The sequence below is a fragment of the Dyadobacter soli genome (genome assembly GCF_900101885.1).
GTDB classification, from domain to species: Bacteria; Bacteroidota; Bacteroidia; order Cytophagales; family Spirosomataceae; genus Dyadobacter; species Dyadobacter soli.
Map to the genome: position 1 here is coordinate 246,491 of NZ_FNAN01000001.1, position 19,974 is coordinate 266,464.

At 53.3% G+C, this 19,974-nt stretch carries 14 protein-coding genes; 9 read left to right on the forward strand and 5 right to left on the reverse strand.

Annotation, left to right across the window (positions count from 1 at the left end; genetic code table 11):
* Window positions 1-66: 66 nt before the first annotated feature.
* The gene (locus BLQ88_RS00880; protein WP_090145779.1) at window positions 67-1,149 is read right to left on the reverse strand and encodes a helix-turn-helix domain-containing protein; all 1,083 of its coding nucleotides are present in this window, start codon (window positions 1,147-1,149) and stop codon (window positions 67-69) included.
* A 213-nt stretch (window positions 1,150-1,362) separates the two neighbouring features.
* On the opposite strand from BLQ88_RS00880, the gene BLQ88_RS00885 reads away from it, so the two are divergent.
* Both BLQ88_RS00885 and BLQ88_RS00890 read left to right on the forward strand, forming a co-directional pair.
* The gene (locus tag BLQ88_RS00885) at window positions 1,363-1,701 is read left to right on the forward strand and encodes a helix-turn-helix transcriptional regulator (protein ID WP_090145781.1); all 339 of its coding nucleotides are present in this window, start codon (window positions 1,363-1,365) and stop codon (window positions 1,699-1,701) included.
* A 1-nt stretch (window position 1,702) separates the two neighbouring features.
* Window positions 1,703-4,318: an ABC transporter permease gene (locus tag BLQ88_RS00890; protein ID WP_218132872.1), complete on the forward strand. Its 2,616-nt coding sequence runs from the start codon at window positions 1,703-1,705 to the stop codon at window positions 4,316-4,318.
* A 138-nt stretch (window positions 4,319-4,456) separates the two neighbouring features.
* On the opposite strand, the gene BLQ88_RS00895 is transcribed toward BLQ88_RS00890, so the two are convergent.
* A complete protein-coding gene (locus tag BLQ88_RS00895; RefSeq protein WP_143016765.1) occupies window positions 4,457-9,991 on the reverse strand; it encodes a choice-of-anchor Q domain-containing protein in 5,535 nt (1,844 codons plus the stop codon).
* A 41-nt stretch (window positions 9,992-10,032) separates the two neighbouring features.
* Window positions 10,033-11,853, reverse strand: a complete 1,821-nt coding sequence (locus BLQ88_RS00900; protein WP_143016766.1) for a right-handed parallel beta-helix repeat-containing protein — start codon at window positions 11,851-11,853, stop codon at window positions 10,033-10,035.
* Window positions 11,854-12,298: 445 nt separating this feature from the next.
* On the opposite strand from BLQ88_RS00900, the gene BLQ88_RS00905 reads away from it, so the two are divergent.
* Together BLQ88_RS00905 and BLQ88_RS00910 are read left to right on the forward strand one after the other, a co-directional pair.
* Entirely contained in the window at window positions 12,299-13,336 is a 1,038-nt protein-coding gene (locus tag BLQ88_RS00905) for an LLM class flavin-dependent oxidoreductase (protein WP_090145787.1), read from the forward strand.
* A gap of 119 nt (window positions 13,337-13,455) precedes the next feature.
* Window positions 13,456-13,875, forward strand: coding sequence for an SRPBCC family protein (locus BLQ88_RS00910; RefSeq protein ID WP_090145789.1), 420 nt, complete (start codon window positions 13,456-13,458; stop codon window positions 13,873-13,875).
* A 73-nt stretch (window positions 13,876-13,948) separates the two neighbouring features.
* Here BLQ88_RS00910 and BLQ88_RS00915 read toward each other — a convergent pair whose 3' ends face one another.
* Window positions 13,949-14,521, reverse strand: coding sequence for a cupin domain-containing protein (locus BLQ88_RS00915; RefSeq protein WP_090145799.1), 573 nt, complete (start codon window positions 14,519-14,521; stop codon window positions 13,949-13,951).
* A 420-nt stretch (window positions 14,522-14,941) separates the two neighbouring features.
* Between BLQ88_RS00915 and BLQ88_RS00920 the strand changes: the two genes are divergently transcribed.
* From BLQ88_RS00920 to BLQ88_RS00935, 4 genes are all read left to right on the forward strand, one after another.
* Window positions 14,942-15,952, forward strand: coding sequence for an AraC family transcriptional regulator (locus BLQ88_RS00920; RefSeq protein ID WP_090145801.1), 1,011 nt, complete (start codon window positions 14,942-14,944; stop codon window positions 15,950-15,952).
* 66 nt (window positions 15,953-16,018) lie between these two features.
* Window positions 16,019-17,119 (forward strand): sensor histidine kinase, encoded by a 1,101-nt coding sequence (locus BLQ88_RS00925; RefSeq protein WP_090145803.1) that lies wholly within the window; start codon window positions 16,019-16,021, stop codon window positions 17,117-17,119.
* Entirely contained in the window at window positions 17,116-17,889 is a 774-nt protein-coding gene (locus BLQ88_RS00930) for a LytR/AlgR family response regulator transcription factor (protein WP_090145805.1), read from the forward strand. The genes BLQ88_RS00925 and BLQ88_RS00930 overlap by 4 nt, the downstream gene beginning before the upstream one ends.
* A 235-nt stretch (window positions 17,890-18,124) precedes the next feature.
* Complete coding sequence (locus tag BLQ88_RS00935; protein WP_090145807.1) at window positions 18,125-18,862, forward strand: E3 UFM1-protein ligase 1 family protein; 738 nt, start codon at window positions 18,125-18,127, stop codon at window positions 18,860-18,862.
* Window positions 18,863-18,872: 10 nt separating this feature from the next.
* Here BLQ88_RS00935 and BLQ88_RS00940 read toward each other — a convergent pair whose 3' ends face one another.
* Window positions 18,873-19,232: a winged helix-turn-helix transcriptional regulator gene (locus BLQ88_RS00940; protein ID WP_090145810.1), complete on the reverse strand. Its 360-nt coding sequence runs from the start codon at window positions 19,230-19,232 to the stop codon at window positions 18,873-18,875.
* Between the two features lie 125 nt (window positions 19,233-19,357).
* Between BLQ88_RS00940 and BLQ88_RS00945 the strand changes: the two genes are divergently transcribed.
* Entirely contained in the window at window positions 19,358-19,951 is a 594-nt protein-coding gene (locus BLQ88_RS00945) for a DUF8817 family protein (protein ID WP_090145811.1), read from the forward strand.
* Window positions 19,952-19,974 lie beyond the last annotated feature (23 nt).

The following is a 19,974-nucleotide window of genomic DNA, read 5'->3' on the forward strand; positions in this document are numbered from 1 at the left end:
CAAAAATCCAAAGCCGGCCGTTCCCGGAGGTATTTAAAAGACAAATCAGGAGTACGGATTTATAAATCAGTACTTTGGCTGGTCTGCAATGGGTTGATTGATAGTTTGTTGGAATGAGGAAGGGGTAGCGCCTTTCACCTTTTTGAATGCTGCGAAAAACGTGGATTTTGAATTAAAACCTACCTCGTAACCGATCGCTTCCAGGGTAAGATGCTGCTCGGTGGCGATCATTTTGCAGGCTTCGGCAATGCGCCATTCATTGATATAGGTCGTGAAATTCTTGCCAAGACGGTCGTTCAGCAATGCCGACAGCTGGTGGCCCGAAACCTGTATTTCCCGCGAAAGATCATGCAGTTTCAAATCCGGGTTTTTGTAAACGGCTTTTTCGGCCATCACCTTTTCCAGCTTGCCGAGCCATATTTCGGCATCGTTTTCACTGAGCTTCTTCGCCACAGGTTTATCGGGGAAAAGCAAAAACAGTTCGTCGGTTTTCTTCTTGTAAATCACCAGCGTGATCATCAGGTAAAGGATCAGCGAGAATGCAATAGAGCCGCTGATGTAGGAAGCGAACGGCGCGTTGATCAAAGAAGAAAAATACAAAAGGAAGATCAGTACATTACCGAGGAAGATCATCGAAATCCATGTTTCAGCTGGTTTCATAATGTACGAACGGCGAAATAGTTTCCGCAGCAGATCCCGGATCAGAATGCCCGACGCGAGCAAAAAGCCGAACCATTGCACGTAAATCATCCTCGCAATCACCTTGTTCCACAACACCGGATATTCGGAATAGGGTAGGGCAATGCCTACAACCAGCGTGAGTACTGCCAGGCCGACGAGCGTCCAGATCCAGCTTTTCGGTGTTTTTTCGAGTGGTGTCACAGCTGACCGCACGAAATAGTACAAAAACGGCCCGATGAAAAAGCAAGCGGAAAGGCCGACTTGCAAATAGATTTTAGGCAATCCGCCATCGAAATAGAGGCACACCGATTTCGCGATCCTTACACTCGATGCGAGCAGCATGCCGCCGAGGAAGTTGTTGGCGAGGTATTTCTTTTTGGTAAAAAACAGGAGGAATATGCCGAGCAGCAGGCCGTTAAATGCCCCCAGCGCGCTGAAAAAGAACAGGATCTCTTTGCCAATATCCATAAAACAAAACCGATTGTAACCCAAATGTAACTGTTTGGCAACCGGTTTTCAAGCTGTATTTGCGACTTGTCCGGTTTGAAGGCTGGGATGTTCGGAATCGGACAAGCAACGACCGGCTTTAATGCGTAAAAACCTATTTTTGAATGGTTAACAGCCTGTTTTAAAATTTGGCACGGCATTTGCCCGACATTATCGGAATAAATACTTTTAGCCATGAAAAGAACATTTTTAGGGGAGCTGGAAGAGGTCGTGTTGCTGACGGTGGCGGTACTGGCGGAAGACGCCTACGCCGTGACCGTCGCGCAGGAGCTCGACCAGAAAACCGGCCGGGCCGTGGGGTTCAGTACCGTGCACACCACTTTGCAGCGGCTGGAAGAGAAAGGGTACCTGTCGTCCGAAATGGGTGGGGCCACGGCGGAGCGGGGCGGTCGCCGCAAGCGGTTTTTTCGCGTGACGGCATTCGGTCGCAAAGGATTACGCGAGGCCAAAGAGGCGCGGGAGGCATTATGGAACGCCATGTCGCCGCAGACACTTCAATTAATGGGTAACTGATATGGAGCCGCACGCTAATCAACATCCGCCGCGATGGGCTACCGGCCTGCTCGCACGCTGGTCCCACCCCGACGCCCGCGAAGAATTACAGGGCGATATGCTCGAAATGTACGCCTACTGGCTCGAAAGCCTCGGCAAACCGTCCGCCGACCGGAAGTATGCCCTCGCGGCGATCCGGCTCATGCGCCCATTCGCCCGTCCCAAACGGGCCAACGACTATTCCCAAACCTATTCATTCAGCGCAGCCATGATTCAGAATTATTTCAAAATCGCACTCCGTAACCTGCTCAAAAGCAAAACGTTTTCTGCCATTAATGTCCTCGGGCTCGCGCTCGGGATGGCTTGCAGCCTCATGATCATGCTCTGGATCCGCGACGAACTGTCGGTAGATGCGTTTCATGCGAACAAGGACCAGCTCTACCGGATCTATATGCGCGAACATTTCAGCGGCAAGGTGCAGGGCGTGATCTGGACGCCGGGGCCGCTCGCCGAGGAACTGAAAAAATCGGTTCCCGAGATTGAAATGAGCACGCCGTTTTCGTGGACCATTCAGCAGACGTTTTCCGTCGGCAATAAAATACATAAGGAAGCGACGAACTGGGGAAGCGCGGATTTTTTCAAGATGTTCAGCTACAAATTGTTAGAGGGTACTCCCGACGGCGCATTGAGCGACAAGAGCAATATCGCGATCTCGCGGAATATGGCCGAAGCATTTTTCGGTAGTCCCAAAGCAGCCATCGGCAAGGCGATCCGCTACGATAATCGTAAGGAAATGACCGTTTCGGCGGTTTTCGAGAATATCCGGGCGAACAGTTCGCTCCAATTCGATTGCCTTATGACCTGGGACGCGTACATCGATGACAATAGCTGGGCCACGCACTGGGGCAATACCGATCCGGTAACCTTTTTCAAACTGCGCAAAGACGCCGATCCGGCCAAGGTGGAAGCCAAAATGCTCCACTTGCTCGACAAAACCAACCGCGACGGCGACAAGCCCTACAAGACGCAACTCGCCATGCAGCCTTTCCATGAATACTATCTCAACAGCAATATCAAGGATGCCAAAATGGATGGCGGGCGCATCGAATATGTGCGGCTGTTCAGCTTCGTGGCGGTATTTATCCTATTGATTGCCTGCATTAATTTCATGAACCTGGCTACGGCGCGATCGTCGCGGCGGGCGAAGGAAGTGGGTGTGAGAAAGGTCGTTGGGGCGATGCGCTCCATGCTGGCGGGCCAGTTTATGGGTGAGGCATTTTTGATAGCCCTGCTTTCGGCCGTTCTGGCTGTGTTGCTGGTCGCATTGTTACTTCCCGCATTCAACAGCCTCACGAGTAAACAGATCGTGTTACCATTTGCAGAGCCGGTATTCTGGGCGGTTATCGGCGGGCTGCTGGCGGCCACCGGTTTGCTGGCGGGAAGTTACCCAGCGTTTTTCCTCTCGTCCCTCAACCCGGTACGCATTCTCAAAGGCGCCCTGAAATTCGATTCGAGCTCGGTATGGGTGCGGCAAGGGCTGGTGGTGTTCCAGTTCGGGCTGTCGGTGATCCTTATCGTCGGGATGATCATCATTTACAGGCAGGTAGGATTTGTTCAAAACAAAAACCTCGGCTTCGACCGGGAGAACCTCGTCTATTTCCCTATTGAAGGTGAGCTTTTCTCCAAGTTCGACCTTTTAAAAGAACAACTCGCGCACGTTGCAGGTGTAAAGCAGGTCTCGCACATGACTGCCAACCCCGCATCCAACGGTAACGGCACCGACGGCATTACCTGGCCCGGCAGCAATCCTACCGAGCAGGTGCGGTTTACGCCGGTGGGGGTAGGTTATGATTTTACCAAAACCATGAACCTCCAAATGGCCGACGGACGCGATTTCTCGAAGGATTTTCCAACGGATTCGAGCGGTGTGATCGTGAATCAAACGGCTGTGAAGGTGATGGGCCTTAAAAATCCGGTGGGTAGGGAGATCAAATGGGGCCAATCGAAAGTCCGCATTGTGGGGGTTTTGAAAGATTTTCACTTCGAGTCGCTGCACAAAGCTATACGTCCGCTGATCGCCTACCTGGGCGCACGCCAGCCGCAGGGCAGTGTAGTCATCCGCATCCAGGCAGGGAAAACACCCGAAACCCTGGAAGCAATCGGGCGGATATGCAAGAAACTCAATCCTAACGTGCCATTTACCTATGCATTTACGGATCAGGAATATGCGCGCCAATACCAGAGCGAGCAGATCGTGGGTAAGCTGGCGGGCTACTTTGCATTCCTCGCGATATTCATTTCCTGCCTTGGACTATTCGGCCTGGCCGCATTTACCGCGGAGCAGCGTACCAAAGAAATCGGCGTCCGCAAGGTGCTGGGCGCTTCGGTGGTGGGTATCGTGGGATTGCTTTCCAAAGATTTTCTCAAACTCGTGGTCATGGCCATCATACTGGCGTCGCCGGTGGCCTGGTACATTATGAAGCAATGGCTGCAAGGATTCGCCTATCAGATCGCTATCGAATGGTGGATGTTCGCGCTGGCCGGTGTAATCGCCGTGCTCATTGCGGTGTTTACGATTAGCTTTCAGTCGGTGAGGGCAGCGATGGTGAATCCGGTTAGGAGTTTGAAGAGTGAGTAGTTTGACGGCCGACGGCCGACCGCTGACCGCCGATCGGTTGAAAATCAATTAATGACCGCCGACGGCCGACCGCTGACCGCCGATCACTTGAAAATCATCTAGTGATCGGCGGTCGGTCGTCGGCGGTCGGCCGTCACATCATTGCACCACCACCTTCCTCACCACCACAACCCCGTCCGCGGTGATCCGTAGCACGTATGTCCCTGCGGGCAATTTGCTTAGCTGCATTTCAAGTTTGCCGCCCGATTTCGCAGTTACCGACTTCAACTTGTTGCCGCGCGTATCGAGCAGATCGGCACTGAGGTATTTCGTATAAGGCATTTCAACGCTCAGTTTTTTATCGTTTACCAATGGGTTTGGATAAATACTGATATTCTGCGCGTTGTCGGGCCGCACTGATACTACTTTGGAATACGCGAAAGAACCGTCCGTATCGATCATTTTGAGGCGATAATAGAGATTTACGGCGCTGCTGTTTGCTGCACCGGCGTCGGTGAATGCGTAGGATTGCTTTTCATTACTTTCGCCTTTTGCATTTACTTTTCCAATTGCATGGAAGCTGCGGGCATCGGTACTGCGCTGGACCTCAAAGTAATCCGAAGCCGTTTCTTCCGAAGTCTGCCAGTTCAGTTTTACATCATTTTCTTGCTTTTTAGCGTCAAATGCGATCAGCGTTACAGGCAATGCATCTTCGGATTGACCGGAAATAAAGAACCCGCTGAACCCGGTAACCGGGAATCTTACCTCCCAAAGCTGGAAAACCGGGTTGAAAACGACCGCTGTCGGTGTGATGATCATGTGTTCGCCGTAGCTGGCCGGATCACCGTTGGCATTGCCGGCGCCGTGGTATTGCACCACTTTCAGTTTCGAAATATCGTCGCCGTCGATCACAGGCAGAACAGCATTGCCGGAGTTGCCGAAATGGGTGTTGTAATGCTGGAAATCGGCGGGCGTAAAATAGAGGGTGATGTCGCCGGTTGCATTGTCCGCTCCGGTTGAGGGCGTCAGGTCATAATGCCTGCGCACAAAGCGGCCCACGCCGTGCGAGACGATATTGGCCCTAACCCAGGCGCGTGCCGTAACCGTACCGGATACCGGCTGCACGCCCGCCGGGGCGATGCCCGCCAGCAACGAACACGCATCGAAAATGAAATTCTGGCCCGTATGCAGGTAACGGTCAGCCTCCTGCTCGTTCGCGGCCAGCACGAGGGGGCAATCGTGCTCGTACGCACCTAAGTCCACGCGCAGGGTGCCTATGCGTGGGAGGCTGTCGAGATCGCTGCCTAAGTACGCAGGGACGAGGTCATTGAAGCCGGCATTGATCACCGGGCTGCCGTCGCCTGTGCGGTAGTCGCCCAGTGCCGATGGAGCAGTCGTGGGATCTTGCGCACTGACGAAAAGCGGGTCGGTGGCTCCGTCGAGGTTACCGTCGCTTCCGCCGCCCATACCCTGTACGAGGCTGAAACTTACCGTCTGTGTACCCGTTCCATCGTTCTCGATCCCGCTGCTGTTGCCGAATACGACCGAGTTGCGGATTTGTGTTGTGGAGCTGAACTGGCTGAAAATTGCGCTGCCGCCCGCCGCTGAATTTCCCCCGAACGTAGCGTTGACGATGACCGGCGACGCCGACTGGTTACCAATACCGCCGCCAAAAAAGGAAGCTTTGTTACCGGTAAATGCCACGCCGCTGATCGAAGGGGATGCCGACTGGTTGAAAATTGCTCCGCCCATTTCCCCGCTGTTGCCTTTGAATACCGAATTGACAATTTTCGGTGAAGCTCCCGACGCGTTATACACCGCGCCGCCCGAAGGCCCCTGGTTGCTTTCGAACGTACAGCCTGTTATGATGGGTGAAGCATTGTTATTGTTATAAAATGCTCCCGCGTAAACCGTCGCCTTGTTTGATTTGAACGAGTTATTTTGAAACACTGCCGACGACGAGTTGTAAACCGCTCCGCCGAACACGCTGGCCTGATTGTTTGTAAACGTATTGTCGGAGATTTTCGCAGCCGGTGCTTGGGAGGTGTGAAGTGCACCGCCGCTGGACGCCTGGTTCAGCTCGAAGGTGTTACCGAAAATCTGGGAAGCTGACGCATAGTTGTAAACCGCACCTCCAAACGAGCCGTTGTTTGAGCTAAACGAACTGTTGGCGATCACCACCGCTCCGGAAGTGTTAAAAATGGCTGCGCCGTAAGAGCCGCTGTTGCCGGTGAAAGCATTTCGCACCATCGTAAGCTGGTTGAAAGAGCTCGCGATCGCCCCACCGCCGTCCAAGGATTGGTTATCGGTGAAAATACAATCGGAAATGCGGATTTTACCACTGTTTTCATTCCCGTAAACCTGGATACCGCCGCCATAACTGCGTGCAATGTTTTTGGAATTAACTGAAAAATCACCGCTGCCGTTGGCATTCCCGTCGGTAATCGTAAATCCTTCGACAATGACCGAATCCGCCGCCGCATTGAGGCCGGCGATCACCATGATGTGATGCGCATTGTCGGCAGCATCATTCGCCGTGCCGATATCTCCGCTCAAAATGGTCGTGTTCGCCGGAATGTCGCGCGTGCCGCCACCCGCCGGGTAACCTCCTTCGATTTTGAGATTCCCCCGGGTAATAGCAAATGTAGCGTCACGATCGGTACCGGACTGGTTACCGCCGGGATAGTAGGTACCGGCAGCGACACGAATCGTATTGATATCCGGGCAGGTCGCCAAAGCCGCAATCGCCTCGTCCAGCGTTTTGAACGCTTGCGACCAGTCGGAACCGTTGCCGGAGGCACTCACGCTGGCATCCACATACAATACCGTCGCGCTGCACAGCGACTCTCCCTCATATGCCCCCATATCGATGGTGCCCCCCTGTATACGCGCATTACCGAAGAGATCCTGCGTAATGTAGGCGGGAGACTTGCTGTTATCGCCCTTGTCGATGGCCGGACTGGCCGGGGTAATGCTGTAATTGCCACGATAGTTAGGGGCGATCACGTACGGGAACGATTCGACAAATTTCGGATCGGTATTGCCGTCGATGTTGCCGTTAGCGGTGCTGCTTTCGCCCTGCACGAGACTGTGCGAGAGGTTGGCGTTCGAAGTTCCGTCTTTGACTATACCCGCATTGTTGTTGTAAATAATGGTATTGAACACGTTCAGGGTCGAACTGGCTGAGATATTCACCGTAGCGGTTCCTGAATTGTTACCCGCAAGCGTGTTGTTGATCAGCGTCACGGTTGCGCCGGAGGCCATTATCGCCTCGCCGCTGTTAGCGAAAATGTCGTTGCCGATCAGCACGGGAGCCGATTGCTCGACGTACAATCCCGAGCCGTTGCCGATGTTGCCAAACATCCTTATCCGGCGGATCGCTATTTTGTCGGACTGATTGTTGGCAGTCAGGTAAATACCTCCGCCATTCTGTTGGTTAATGCTCTGGCCATGGATAATCGATGGCCCGAAACCGCCCGCATAGCCATACACAATATCGAACCCATCCACTACCACGGAATCTGCACCTGCGGCCAGCCCTGCAATAATGATGATGTGGCGGATATTGTCGTGTGGGGCCGTGGTGCCTATTGCGCCGCTGAGTGTGGTTTTGTGCAACGCGGGGTCCCTGGTTCCACCTCCGGCAGGATAGCCGCCGAGCAGTTTCAGGCCGCCACGGTAAATACCAAAGGTCGCGTCGGCGTCCGTACCGGATTGTTCACCGCCCGGGTAGTAGGTGCCCTCGGCGACGAGGATCTGGCTTACACTCACGCATTCATCCGCCTTGGCGAGCGCTTCTCCCAAGGTTTTGAATGCCTTCGTCCAGCTTCCGCCTTTGCCAGACTGGGCAACGCTGCCGTCCACATATAAAGTGGTGTAAAAACATGGATAAGCTTGCTCAAATGCGCCCATATCCACATTCGTTTCCTGCAAACGAACATTACCGGCAAGGTCGGTGGTAAGGTAAGCTGGTAATGCCGCATTGTCTCCTGCATTAATGGCGAGGCTTTCGACGGAAAGGCCGAAGTTACCCGTGATAAAGGGAGCGGTGTTGAAACCGGGATCGGAAATGAACTCGGCGGCGAGGCTGCCGTCGATATTCCCGTTTGCGGTACCGGTTATGCCCTGTGCCATACTGTGCGCCAGGTTCACCGACGAAGTACCGTCCCAGGACATGTCTGCACTGTTTCCGCTGACGATCGAATTGGTCAGGTTAAACGAAGATCCGTTCCACAGATCGGCCGTGCCGACGCCGCATTTGTTCGAAGCGATGGTAGTATGCAATGCACGCACGGCGGAACCGTCGGCATACAATGCACTACCGTTGCCGGACGCCAGGTTTCCGGCGATGAGGCTGTTCAGCAGGGTGGGCGATGTCTGATAAGTGGCGATGGCCGCACCGTTGCCGGCCTGGTTACCGAGGAGTTTAGCGTTGCGGAACAGGATTTTGTCGTTGCCGTTATTGGCCGTCAGGTTAATGCCGCCGCCCCGTTGCCGGTCCACATTTTGTCCGCGGTAAGTAAAGGTACCTGAGCCGTTTGCATTACCATAAATGACGGAAACACCGTCGATAACCAGCGAGTCCGCCGAAGCATTCAGCCCGGCAATGGTCACGACGTGGTGGCTGTTATCGGAATGGTCCCCGGCTGCCCCGATATCCCCGCTGAGGATTGTCGGGTTTGCGATCCGGTTTCTCGTTCCGCCGCCGGTAGGGTAGCCGCCGATGATTTTCAGTTTGTTTTTGGGTATTACAAAAGACGCGTCACGGTCGGTGCCGCTTTGCGTGCCGGTAGGGAAGTAGGTCCCTTTGGCAATCAGGATCTGGTCTACATTGGTGCAGGACGCGGCCGACAATGCTTCCGATAGTGTCTTGAATGCCGTGCCCCAGCTGTTACCGTTGCCGGAAGCGGCTATGGTACTGTCGACGTACAGCGTACTAGGGCAGGTGTCGTCGTACTCGTACGCGCCCATATCCACCTGACCTCCCAGAAAGCGCGGGCCGCCGTAGAGATCGGTGTTCATCCAGGTCATGTCGGTGGTGCCAATGTTGCCCTTGTTGATCGCCTGGCCCCACGACCCGACCCTGAAATCGCCGGTGGTGATAGGCGTGTTAAAGTTAGGCGCGGGCGCATCGATGAATCCGGGATCGATGTAACCCGGAAGGTTACCCAGCCCGAAGGTGTTTTCTTCCTGAATCAGACAGTAAAGGAACGTCCGGTAGTCGCCGTTGATCAGCTCCACGCCTCCCGTATTGCCGCGGATAATGGTGTTGTAAAAAACCGATTTCGTAGCATTGGTAATGCGCACCGCCTGGCTGTGGGACGCGTCCGTCCCCCGGTTGGAGGCAATCGTGGAGTTCTTCACGTTCAAGGTCGCATTATCGGTGCTGATCGCGCTGCCGGTCTGCGAGAGGTTACCCGCAAAAAGGGAATTGTGGAATGTTACAAAAGCATCTTTGATGCGCACCGCACCGCCCGTTGTACCGGCATAATTTCCCTGAAAACGCCCTGTGATTGTCGCCGAACCGCTCTGTGCGTACCACGCCCCGCCCATGGATGATGCGGAGTTGCGCAGGAATGAGGATAGTTTGACATACAACTCCCCGCTAAGGCTGTAAATAGCGCCGCCGAGCGTGGCCTGGTTGTCGGTAAATGCGCTGTTTTCGACAAAAACATAAGAATTATCCTCATGCAATGCCGCCCCGTTTACCGCGAAATGGTTTGAAAAAGAACAGTTTATAATGTAAATGCCCGGAGACACCCATTGCTTTTCACATACAAGCCGGCCCCGTGGTCGCGTGCCACGGCCTGGCCACCGATCGCATTGGTTCCTGACCCGTCGGCGCGGCCATCTACGAATATAAACCCATCGATCCGGATCGAATCCGTTGTATTTGGTGCTCCGGCGATGGTCATCAGGTGGTAGCTGTTGTCGGTGGCGTCGGCGGGGTTACCGATGTTGCCGCTGAGGATGGTCGGGTTTGCGCTCACATTGCGCACACCGCCGCCGGATGGGTATCCGCCATAAATTTTAATATTGCGGCGCGTAATGGCAAATGTCGCGTCGCGATCGGTACCGCCCTGGTCGCCGGTAGGGTAGTAGGTTCCCCTGGCTACGAAAACGGTTTGCAAATCAATGCAGCCCGCGAGGTCCATGGCTTCTTTCAATGTTTTGAATGCCGTTCCCCAGCTGGTACCGTCGCCTGAGGCGCTCACGCTCGCGTCTACGTACAGGGCCGCGGGTGCGCACGGCTGCGCTTCGTATGCGCCCATGTCCACGGTCGTGCGCACAATGCGCGGGTTGCCTGCCGCGTCCGTAAGCACGCCGGCCGGGATGGCAGCATTGTTACCCGCATTGAGGCAGGCACTGAAATCCAGCAGCCGGTAATTGCCGCCTGTGGTCGGTGCTTCGGTATCGGGTTTGAGAAATAAAAAGGCGGGGTTGGTCGCCAAAGCATTGAGGTTGCCGTTGGCGGTGCTGCTCTCGCCTTGGATCAGGCTGTAACTGGACGTGGTGGTAGAGCTGGAATGGAAAATCCCCTGATTGTTACCATAAACAATGGTGTTCGCGATGGTTTCATTGGAATTGAAAGTATTGTAAATGCTGCCGCCGTCTCCCGCGCTGTTGCCCACGATGACACAGTTCGTGATCGTCGGGGATGCATTATAGTTGTAAATACCACCCCCGAAACCCGCTTTGTTGCCGGTAATGACGCAGCCGGTGATCTTCGGGTTACAGTTCACGCTGAGTATTCCACCGCCGTTGCCGGTCATGTTGTTGCCCGTGAAAAAGCTGTTCCGGATATCCGGCGTGGCATATAAGGCATAAAAGCCGCCGCCATTCTTGCCCGAATTTTCAGATGATACGATGTTTTCCACCAAAGGCGACCCGTTTTCGAGGAATATCCCCGGGCCTCCGTCGTCGGCATTGTTGCTGATAAACTGACAGTTGCGGATTGCGAAAGCGTCCGGGGCGGTGTTGAGAATGGCCCGCGCGTAGAGGCCGCCGCCGTAATTACGATGAATGTCGATCCCGTTGAACTGCGGTGTGCCTGTTCCGTTGGCGTTTCCTTTGGTAAACGTGAGGCCTTCCAGTACCAGCGGGGCGGCGTCTAGGGCGATTCCCGCTATGACCATCACGTGATAGCTGTTATCGGAAGCATCGTCAGCTGTACCGATGTCGCCACTCAGGGTCGTAGGATTGGCTCCCGGATCGGAAGTTGCTCCGCCGCCGGTGGGGTATCCGCCGCGGATGGTCAACCCGCCGCGCAGAATGGCAAAAGTCGCTTCACGGTCGGTGCCTGATGCGTCGCTTGTGGGATAATAGGTGCCTTGCGCGAGGTAAATCGCATCCACGGAGAGATCGGAAGCGGCAGCGTCCAGGGCTTTCGCCAACGTTTTGTAAGCAGCGCCCCAACTGGCGCCATCGTTGCCGTCGTCGCCGGCAGCAGCGTCCACGTAACGGGTGGACGCGTGGCTTTCTATGGCGAAGAGCCATGCAATAAGAAACAGGAGGCAACGGGTAGATTTGCCCATTACGATGTAAAGGTGTTTCATAAATACCTTATTGATAGAGATTTAAGGGTTAATAACTATCCTGTTGAATTTGTGGGGGACACAAATTTAATTTTCAAGCGGTTAGCAAGCGTTGTTGAGCGGCCCAAATATACGAGAGGTACTTTAAAATCAATTAAACGGTCTATTACCTTATATTTAAGTGAGTGAACGGGGTGGGGTGTACGCTTGTTGACCGCCGACCGCCGACCGCCGACCGCCGACCGCCGACCGCTGCTGGCTACTCTCGATTTACTGTCAAGTACTGACAATGTCACGTTCATAAGATCGGCGGTCAGCGGTCAGCCGTCGGCGGTCACTCTCGCTCACTATACTTTTGGATACTCCCCCCACCCCCTTTTCCCGGAATCAATACAGCCTGATACTGGTTGTTTCTTTGAGTGCAATTTTTAATGCTACAAAGACAAAGACGAAAAACAAACAGGAAATGGAAATAGGAATCAGTATGTTCGGGGATCTGGCATTTGACAATGCTACCCGTTCTTTTCAGTCTCCGCAGGAGCGTTTGCAGGATATGTTGGAAGAAATCAAGCTGGCCGATGAGGTCGGGCTGGATGTGTTCGGAATAGGCGAGCACCACCGGCCGGATTTCGCGGTTTCGACACCCGAGATCATCCTCGCGGCGGCGGCTTCGGTGACCAAAAACATCAAACTTACCAGCTCGGTAACTGTATTGAGCTCCGCGGACCCGGTGCGGGTGTACCAGAATTTCTCGACCGTCGACCTCATTTCAGGTGGCCGGGCGGAGATTACCGTAGGCCGGGGCAGTTTCATCGAGTCGTTTCCGCTTTTTGGTTATGATTTGAATGACTACAACGGGCTGTTCGCTGAAAAACTGCAATTGCTGAAAGAGATCAATGAAAACGACGTCATCACCTGGAAAGGCAAGTTTCGTGCGACGCTCGATCGCCAGGAAGTGCTGCCGCGGGCGGTGGACAATAAACTGGACATCTGGGTGGCCGTGGGTGGCACGCCGCAGTCGGTGGTACGCGCTGCAAGGCTCGGCTTGCCGTTGATTATAGCCATTATCGGTGGTATGCCGTCGCAATTCCAGCCGTTTTTTGAGTTATATAAAACAGAATACCTGGAAGCCGGTCACGATCCTGCCAAGATGCAGCTCGCGACGCATTCGCACGGATTTGTCGGACTGGATGGTAAGGCGCTGAACAATACTTACTTCCCTTCCTATGCCGCACAAATGGACCGCGTCGGCCGCAGCCGCGGGTGGGCGCCTTACACGCGCGGGCAATTCGAAGGCGGGCAGGGCCGCGAGGGAGCATTGTTCATCGGGGAGCCTAATGCGGTGGTGGATAAGATATTGTACCATCAGGAGATGTTCGGCCTCACACGCCTTCTCATGCACACGGACGTGGGTGCGCCTGCGCACAAGGACCTGATGAAGTCGATCGAACTGCTTGGAACGCACGTGGCACCGGCGGTGAAAAAGGCTCTTGCAGTGAAATAGTAGCGTTTTTTAAGCGGGTGACGCAAATGCACCCGCTTTTTGTCGCAACAGGCCTCGCTCCGTTTCGGGGAAACCCGGCAACTTTGTAACATCAATCAATCAACAAAACACAAAGAGAAATGGAAGCGACAACACAACCTGTAACAGTAGAAGCGATTATCAATGCACCGGTAGCGGACGTGTGGAACAAATGGAATGCACCGGAGCACATTACCCAATGGTGTTTCGCATCCGACGACTGGCACGCCCCTTATTCCGAAAACGACGTCCGTGTAGGTGGTAACATTAAAACCACCATGGCCGCGAAGGACGGCAGTTTCAGCTTCGATTTCGGTGGTACTTACACCGAAGTGGAGGAAAACCGCTACCTGGCCTATACATTGGGCGATGGCCGCAAAGTGACGGTCGCATTCGAACAGGACGGCGACGGTACGAAAGTGGTGGAAACATTCGATCCTGAAAACACGCATCCGGTTGATTTCCAGCAAGCAGGCTGGCAGGCGATTCTGGACAATTTCAAGAAGTATGCCGAAAAGTAATTTGCCGATTTACAATCTGTTATAGGCAAGCGGCCCGGTCTGTGAGATCGGGCCGCTTCTTTTTTGTTCAAATTCATATACAATATTTTCTGACCATTTCCAGGTCGTAACCTTTTCGGCAGGCGAGCCGGTAAAGCAATGGGAGAAAAGGATTGATGAACGACTGTTTACCCGCAAGGCGCATATCGCTGATGATCAGGATCACCGCCGCCCGCAACATATCGTCCCAGGTTTTGATTTCCCCCCGGCCGTCGTTGGCGAGTCCGTAAAGCATTCGCAATGAATACTCGAAACCTTCGTGGCCGGGCTCGATCACGACCCGAAAGCGGATAGGCTTGCGGCCAGGATTAGAGAAATTGTGCGGCACACCGATGGGGATTGTATACCGTTCGCCGGGTTCGAGCAAAAGTTTGTTTTTACCCACCTGCACTTCCAGCGCACCTTCGATCGGGATGAATGCCTCGGTGAAATTGAGATGCCGGTGCATACCGTTGCCGCCGCCGGGCCGCAGCTCGATCTCCATGTCGGTCAGCCGGTTACCGCTTTCGGCGGCGGTGGTGATGAAAGTTACTGTGTAGTCCGGGTTGGCAATGACGCGTTGCATCGCCTTCGTTTCGCTGAGTTCCTGTCCGGTAAAAATTTCCATGGCTAATTTGACTAGTTTTGATTAATGGTACAAAATAACCTGGCTGGCCACGGGTAATCGATGACGTTTTGCGACAGGAATATGACACTTTGCGCCAGATGGGTGAATGGGCCGCCGTGGAACGGGGAATGAGTGAATGTGTGAATGAGTGAATGCTTGAATGTGTGAATGATTGAATGACCGAATGATTGAATGATTGAATAGTTAGTCATTAGGTCAGGTGTGGTCAAGTATTGCATTTATCTTGACAACTTCCTGACTATCGCTGACCATACCTGACTTTTATTTAATCATTCAGTCATTCAGTCATTAGGTCAGGTGTGGTCATGTATTGCATTTATCTTGACAACTTCCTGACTACCGCTGACCATACCTAACTTTTATTCAATCATTCAATCATTCAATCATTCAAAATTAGATATGTACGGAACAGCCCGTGTTTTGAGGTATATCGTGTATTCGGCCGTCGAAAAGGGGGCCGACCTGGGCAGGTTGTGCGCGGCGATGGGGATCAGGCCCGGAGAGCTGAATGAGGCCGAAAAGCGGCTCGAAGGCCTTAAACCGATCATAGGCCTGTGGACGGAGGTACTTGCTTCCACGGGCGATCCCGCATTTGGACTGCGTATCGGGCACACCAATAACCCGGCTATCTTCGGGGCGCTGGGGTACCTTATGCAAAGTTGCCGGAACATCCGCGAGGCGTATTCGGAAGTGGTGAAGTTCCAGCAGACGGTTTCGGGGTGGGTCTCGTATGAGGTGGTTTTTGGAAAGGAATTGGAGTTGATTTTTAAAGTACATCCGCTTTGGGAACAAGCTTCTCCCGAAACCGCACGTCAGGCAGTGGAAATGGCTATCGGTGGCGTTTTGAACTACTTTTACATTCTCACGGGCACGAAAAGGTATCCGCTGCGGGCCGAGCTGGCCTACCAAAGCCCTTTGCCAAGAAGCGAATATGAGCAGCTGTTGAAATGCCCCGTCAGTTTTGGAAAAGCACAAAACCGGGTGATCCTGGAAGGGAATCTGGCGGAGATGCCGCTCATCAGCGCCGACGAGTCGTTATACGCTTCGTTTGCCAAAATCCTGCGCGATAAATGCGCTGCCAGCGGACAATCTGCCCGTTTCAGCGAGCAGGTGAAAACGGTGATTACCCGTGATTTTGGTGGTAAAATACCTGCGCTCGAAATCATTGCCGCGCATATGAACTTGAGCGACCGGTCGTTTCAGCGGCGCTTGCAGCAGGACGGCGAGACTTACCGTTCGCTGGGCGCTTCGATGAAGAAAGAGCTTGCGGTGAACCTGCTCCAAAATACCAACGCCACCGTGCACGCCATTTCGGAAGTTTTGGGTTATACCGAGCCCAGCGCATTCCACCGCGCATTCAAAAACTGGACGCAGACGAGCCCCGCCCAGACGAAGCATTTGCCCGGCTGATCCGAAAATAGTAGATCACAGTTAATGCTACTTTATTTACTTTTGGTGTTCAGAATTCAAAAGTAAATGCAATCCCGAATAACATCCCGTCTCACCAACCGCCAAAAATGGGAACTTGGTTTCGGCCTTGCGGTCATATATGTGCCTATCCGCATCTATATGAACGTGTTGCAGATCGATTTGCCCATTTTCTGGCACCGGCTGCCATTGTGGACGATGGAAGTGTTGTTCAGCGTGGCGTTTTTTGTGCTCTGGATCAACGTGATCGAGTGGCTGCAATACCTTATTTCCCGCTTTCTGGGAGAAGATTTTCCGGAACGGTTCTGGGTTATCAACCAGGCGATCATGCTCGTCGCCGCGATAGCCCTTGCGATGGTTTTCAACCATTGGTACCGCTACCTTTGGCATTGGATGGAGGCTGTTTTTGATAAAAAAAGCTTTGACGTGCTGCCGATCACGCTGAACAACTCGCCGGTGCTGAAGCAGCGCGCCAATACGAGCATTACCGTGATGGCGCTGATGGCGGAATATTACCTCGCGGCCAACAAGCGCGTGTACGAACGCCTGCAAAGGGTGGTGATCAATGAGGAGCGTTTGCAAAAGGAGAATGCGACGGCCAATTTCAATGCATTGAAAAACCAGGTAAGCCCGCATTTCCTCTTTAATAATTTCAGCGTGCTCACAACGCTCGTCGAAACGAACCAGGAGCTTTCGGTCAAGTTCATCAACCAGCTTTCGAAGGCTTACCGTTATATTCTGGAAAAATCGGTTTACGATTCGATCAAACTCGCCACCGAAGTTGAGTTTCTGGAAACCTATATGTTTTTGCTGATGATCCGGTTCGAGAACAAGCTTAGCCTGGACGTGCGCATTTCGTGTCAGGAAAAAGAAAAATTCTCGATCGTACCGCTTACTTTACAGCTGCTGGTGGAGAATGCGGTGAAGCATAACCGGATGTCGACGAGCAATCCGCTGCTGATCACGATCGGCGTGGAAGGCGACTACCTGGTGATCAGCAACCCGCTGCAAGTCCGCGAACTGCCCGAATCGTCGACGCGGCTCGGCCTTCAAAATATTGTGAACCGCTATAAATTGCTGATCGACAAGCCGGTCATGGTTGATAAGACCGACGGCTGTTTTACCGTTAAAGTGCCCCTGCTTTCATGAATGTGCTTATTATTGAGGATGAATCGCTGAGTGCCAGCCGCCTGGAAAGTCTGGTAGGTAAATATGATCCCAAAATCAATGTGATGGCCAAGCTGTCGTCGGTGAAGGAAAGTATCCAATGGCTGAGTGATGGTGCCAACGTACAACCCGACCTGATTTTCATGGATTTGCATTTGGAAGATGATCTTGCATTCAAGATCATCGAGGAGCTGAAACTGACCATCCCTATTATTTTCACCACCGCCTATTCCGAATATACGCTCAAAGCATTCAAGGCCAACGGGATCGATTACCTGCTCAAACCGGTCGATAAGGTGGAACTCGGCGCGGCGATCGACAAGTTCGTGACATTGCATTCCCGGGCTGCGGCTAATCCAACTCCCGATTTCGCCACGTTGATGGCCATGTACCAGTCGGGTAATGAGGAAGGTTACAAAGAGCGCTTCCTGGCGTCTGCCGGGCCGAAACTTTTCAGCATCCGCACGACCGATATCGCCTATTTCACCATCGAACAGAAGGCGACATTCCTGCGTACTTTCGACGGCCAGCACCTGGCCATGGATTACAGTCTTGATAAACTGGCACAAATGCTTGATCCCAAGGAGTTTTTCCGCATCAACCGTTCCCTGATCATCGCATTGAACAGCATCCGCTCGATCTACACCGTATCGGCGGGCAGGTTAAAGCTCGAACTCACGCCTGCTACTTCGCAGGAGGTCTTTGTGAGCGGCGACCGCATGGCCGATTTCAAGCAATGGCTAGGCAAGTAACCGTTGTAACCGGCTTTTCCTTCTTCCTCTCAAAGCGGGCATTCGGCTCCTGAAATCCGGCATTGGGCACCTTTCATTTTCTGGTTCGGACATTGGTAAACATCTTTGGTTACTGACTGTGTTTTTGCGAAAACCAACAGTAAGTTGACCATAAACCTAAACCCTGTGTTTCGTGTGCGCCACGAAAGGCGGATACGGGATAAAGGTGACTATTCCTAAACCCTTCTTCAACGTGATGAAAGAACTCAATATCGATCAGACCCTGAACCTGGTAAGCTGCGAAGCCCGCGAGCTTGAACAGTCATCCCGCTACGGCAGCTTGTTTGGTATTGCATTTGTCACGGAAGGGGAGGGGGTACTATCCTGCGACGACGATTCGTGGCACTACGAAGAGCAGGCGATCTTTCTCCTTTCCCCCGGCCACTCAATCCAATTCAAGTCCTTTTACAGGACAAACTTGCTTACTATCTTCTTCGATCCGTTCCGCATAGCCGGGGCGGCGGATCCTCTCAACAGCTTCACGAGCATGTTCCGCGCTGTGCGCGACCTGTTTTCGGTGCCCAATTTCCTGCGCCAGAAAGAGCTCCGCAGCGAAACCGACCGGCTCGCCGTCACGCACCTGGTGCGCCTGATCGAAACCGAGCTGAGCCATTTGCAGGACAGCAGCCGTGACCTTGTGGCTAATTCGGCGGCATTACTCGTGAACCTCGTGAAGCGGAACCTTGCCGAAACGCAGCGTCCCGAGCCTTCCGGACAGTACAGCGAAGAAACCGACCGTGTGCTCAACGACGTTCGGCGGATGGTGCAGCAGAACAGCCACCTGACGATCCAGGAACTTGCCGCAGCGATGAATATGTCGCAGTATAACCTCAATAAACTGGTGATCAAGGGCACCGGCGAGACGTTGAAGGCGATTATCTCGCGCTACCGAGGCGAACTTTCGAAGGGAAAATTGCTGGATTTGCAGGCGTGACCGCTCATTGTCACCCCCGCCGCTCCGTTATCCTCTCCGCCTCCCCGTCCATCAACTCCCGCCCGAACGACTCCAATGCCTGAATGGCCGGGAGCGACCGTAGCGCGCGTTCCGTGAGCCCGTATTCCACCCGCGGGGGTTTTTCGCGGAAAATGGTGCGGGTTACCATTTGTTTTTTTTCAAGCTCGCGGAGCTGGATGTTCAGCATTTTGTCGGTGATGTGCAGGATCGCGGTTTTGAGGTCGCCGTAGCGTAGCGGGCCGTCCGCAAGCGCCAGTATCACGGGGATTTTCCAGGTTCCGCCAATATACGCCATCGCGAATTCTACCGCGCTGTAATAGACCCGTTTGTCGTGGATGAAATCTTGCATAATGCAAATTAAATGAATCGGCTGCTAATCATCCGTTAGCGCGTCCTTTATCGTCAAAAAAGTATATAAAAGGAAATTTAAAACCCAATCCGCTAGGTTTGCCAACTGAACCAAAAACTAGTTTTATGGAACAAACAGATTGGACCACCGTGCCGGTATTGCCCTGCAAAGCGATCGGCGAAACGCTTGAATTCTGGGAAAATATGGGTTTTACAATTACCTACCGGCAGGACAGGCCTTATCAATACGGCGTCGTCGAACGGAACGGGCACCAGCTCCATTTTGTGCGCGTAAAGGGTGTCGAAGCAGGTTATTCAGGATGTTTGATGATGGTACAAGACGTCGAACAGGCGCACGCCGATTTTTGCAATGCATTGAAAACCAGGCTGGGCCGCGTGCCGAACAAAGGTATTCCAAGGATTTCAAGAATGCGGCCCGGGCAATCGCGTTTTACGGTCACCGACGTTTCGGAAAACTCAGTAATCGTGATCCAGATCGGTGAAAAAGACCAGGTTGAATACGAAGACGCCGACCCCGCGACACTCACGCCGTTGCAAAAGTCAATCTCCCTCGCATTACGCCTGCGCGATTTTAAAGAGGATTATCCTGCGGCTTTGAAAGTGATTGAAATGGCTATCGCCAGAGTGGATGATCATGAAACGGAGGTGGACAGAGTCAAAGCAGTAGAGATACGAGATTCACTCGAAAACTTGTTATAACCATTGATCCTCGCGAACAACCC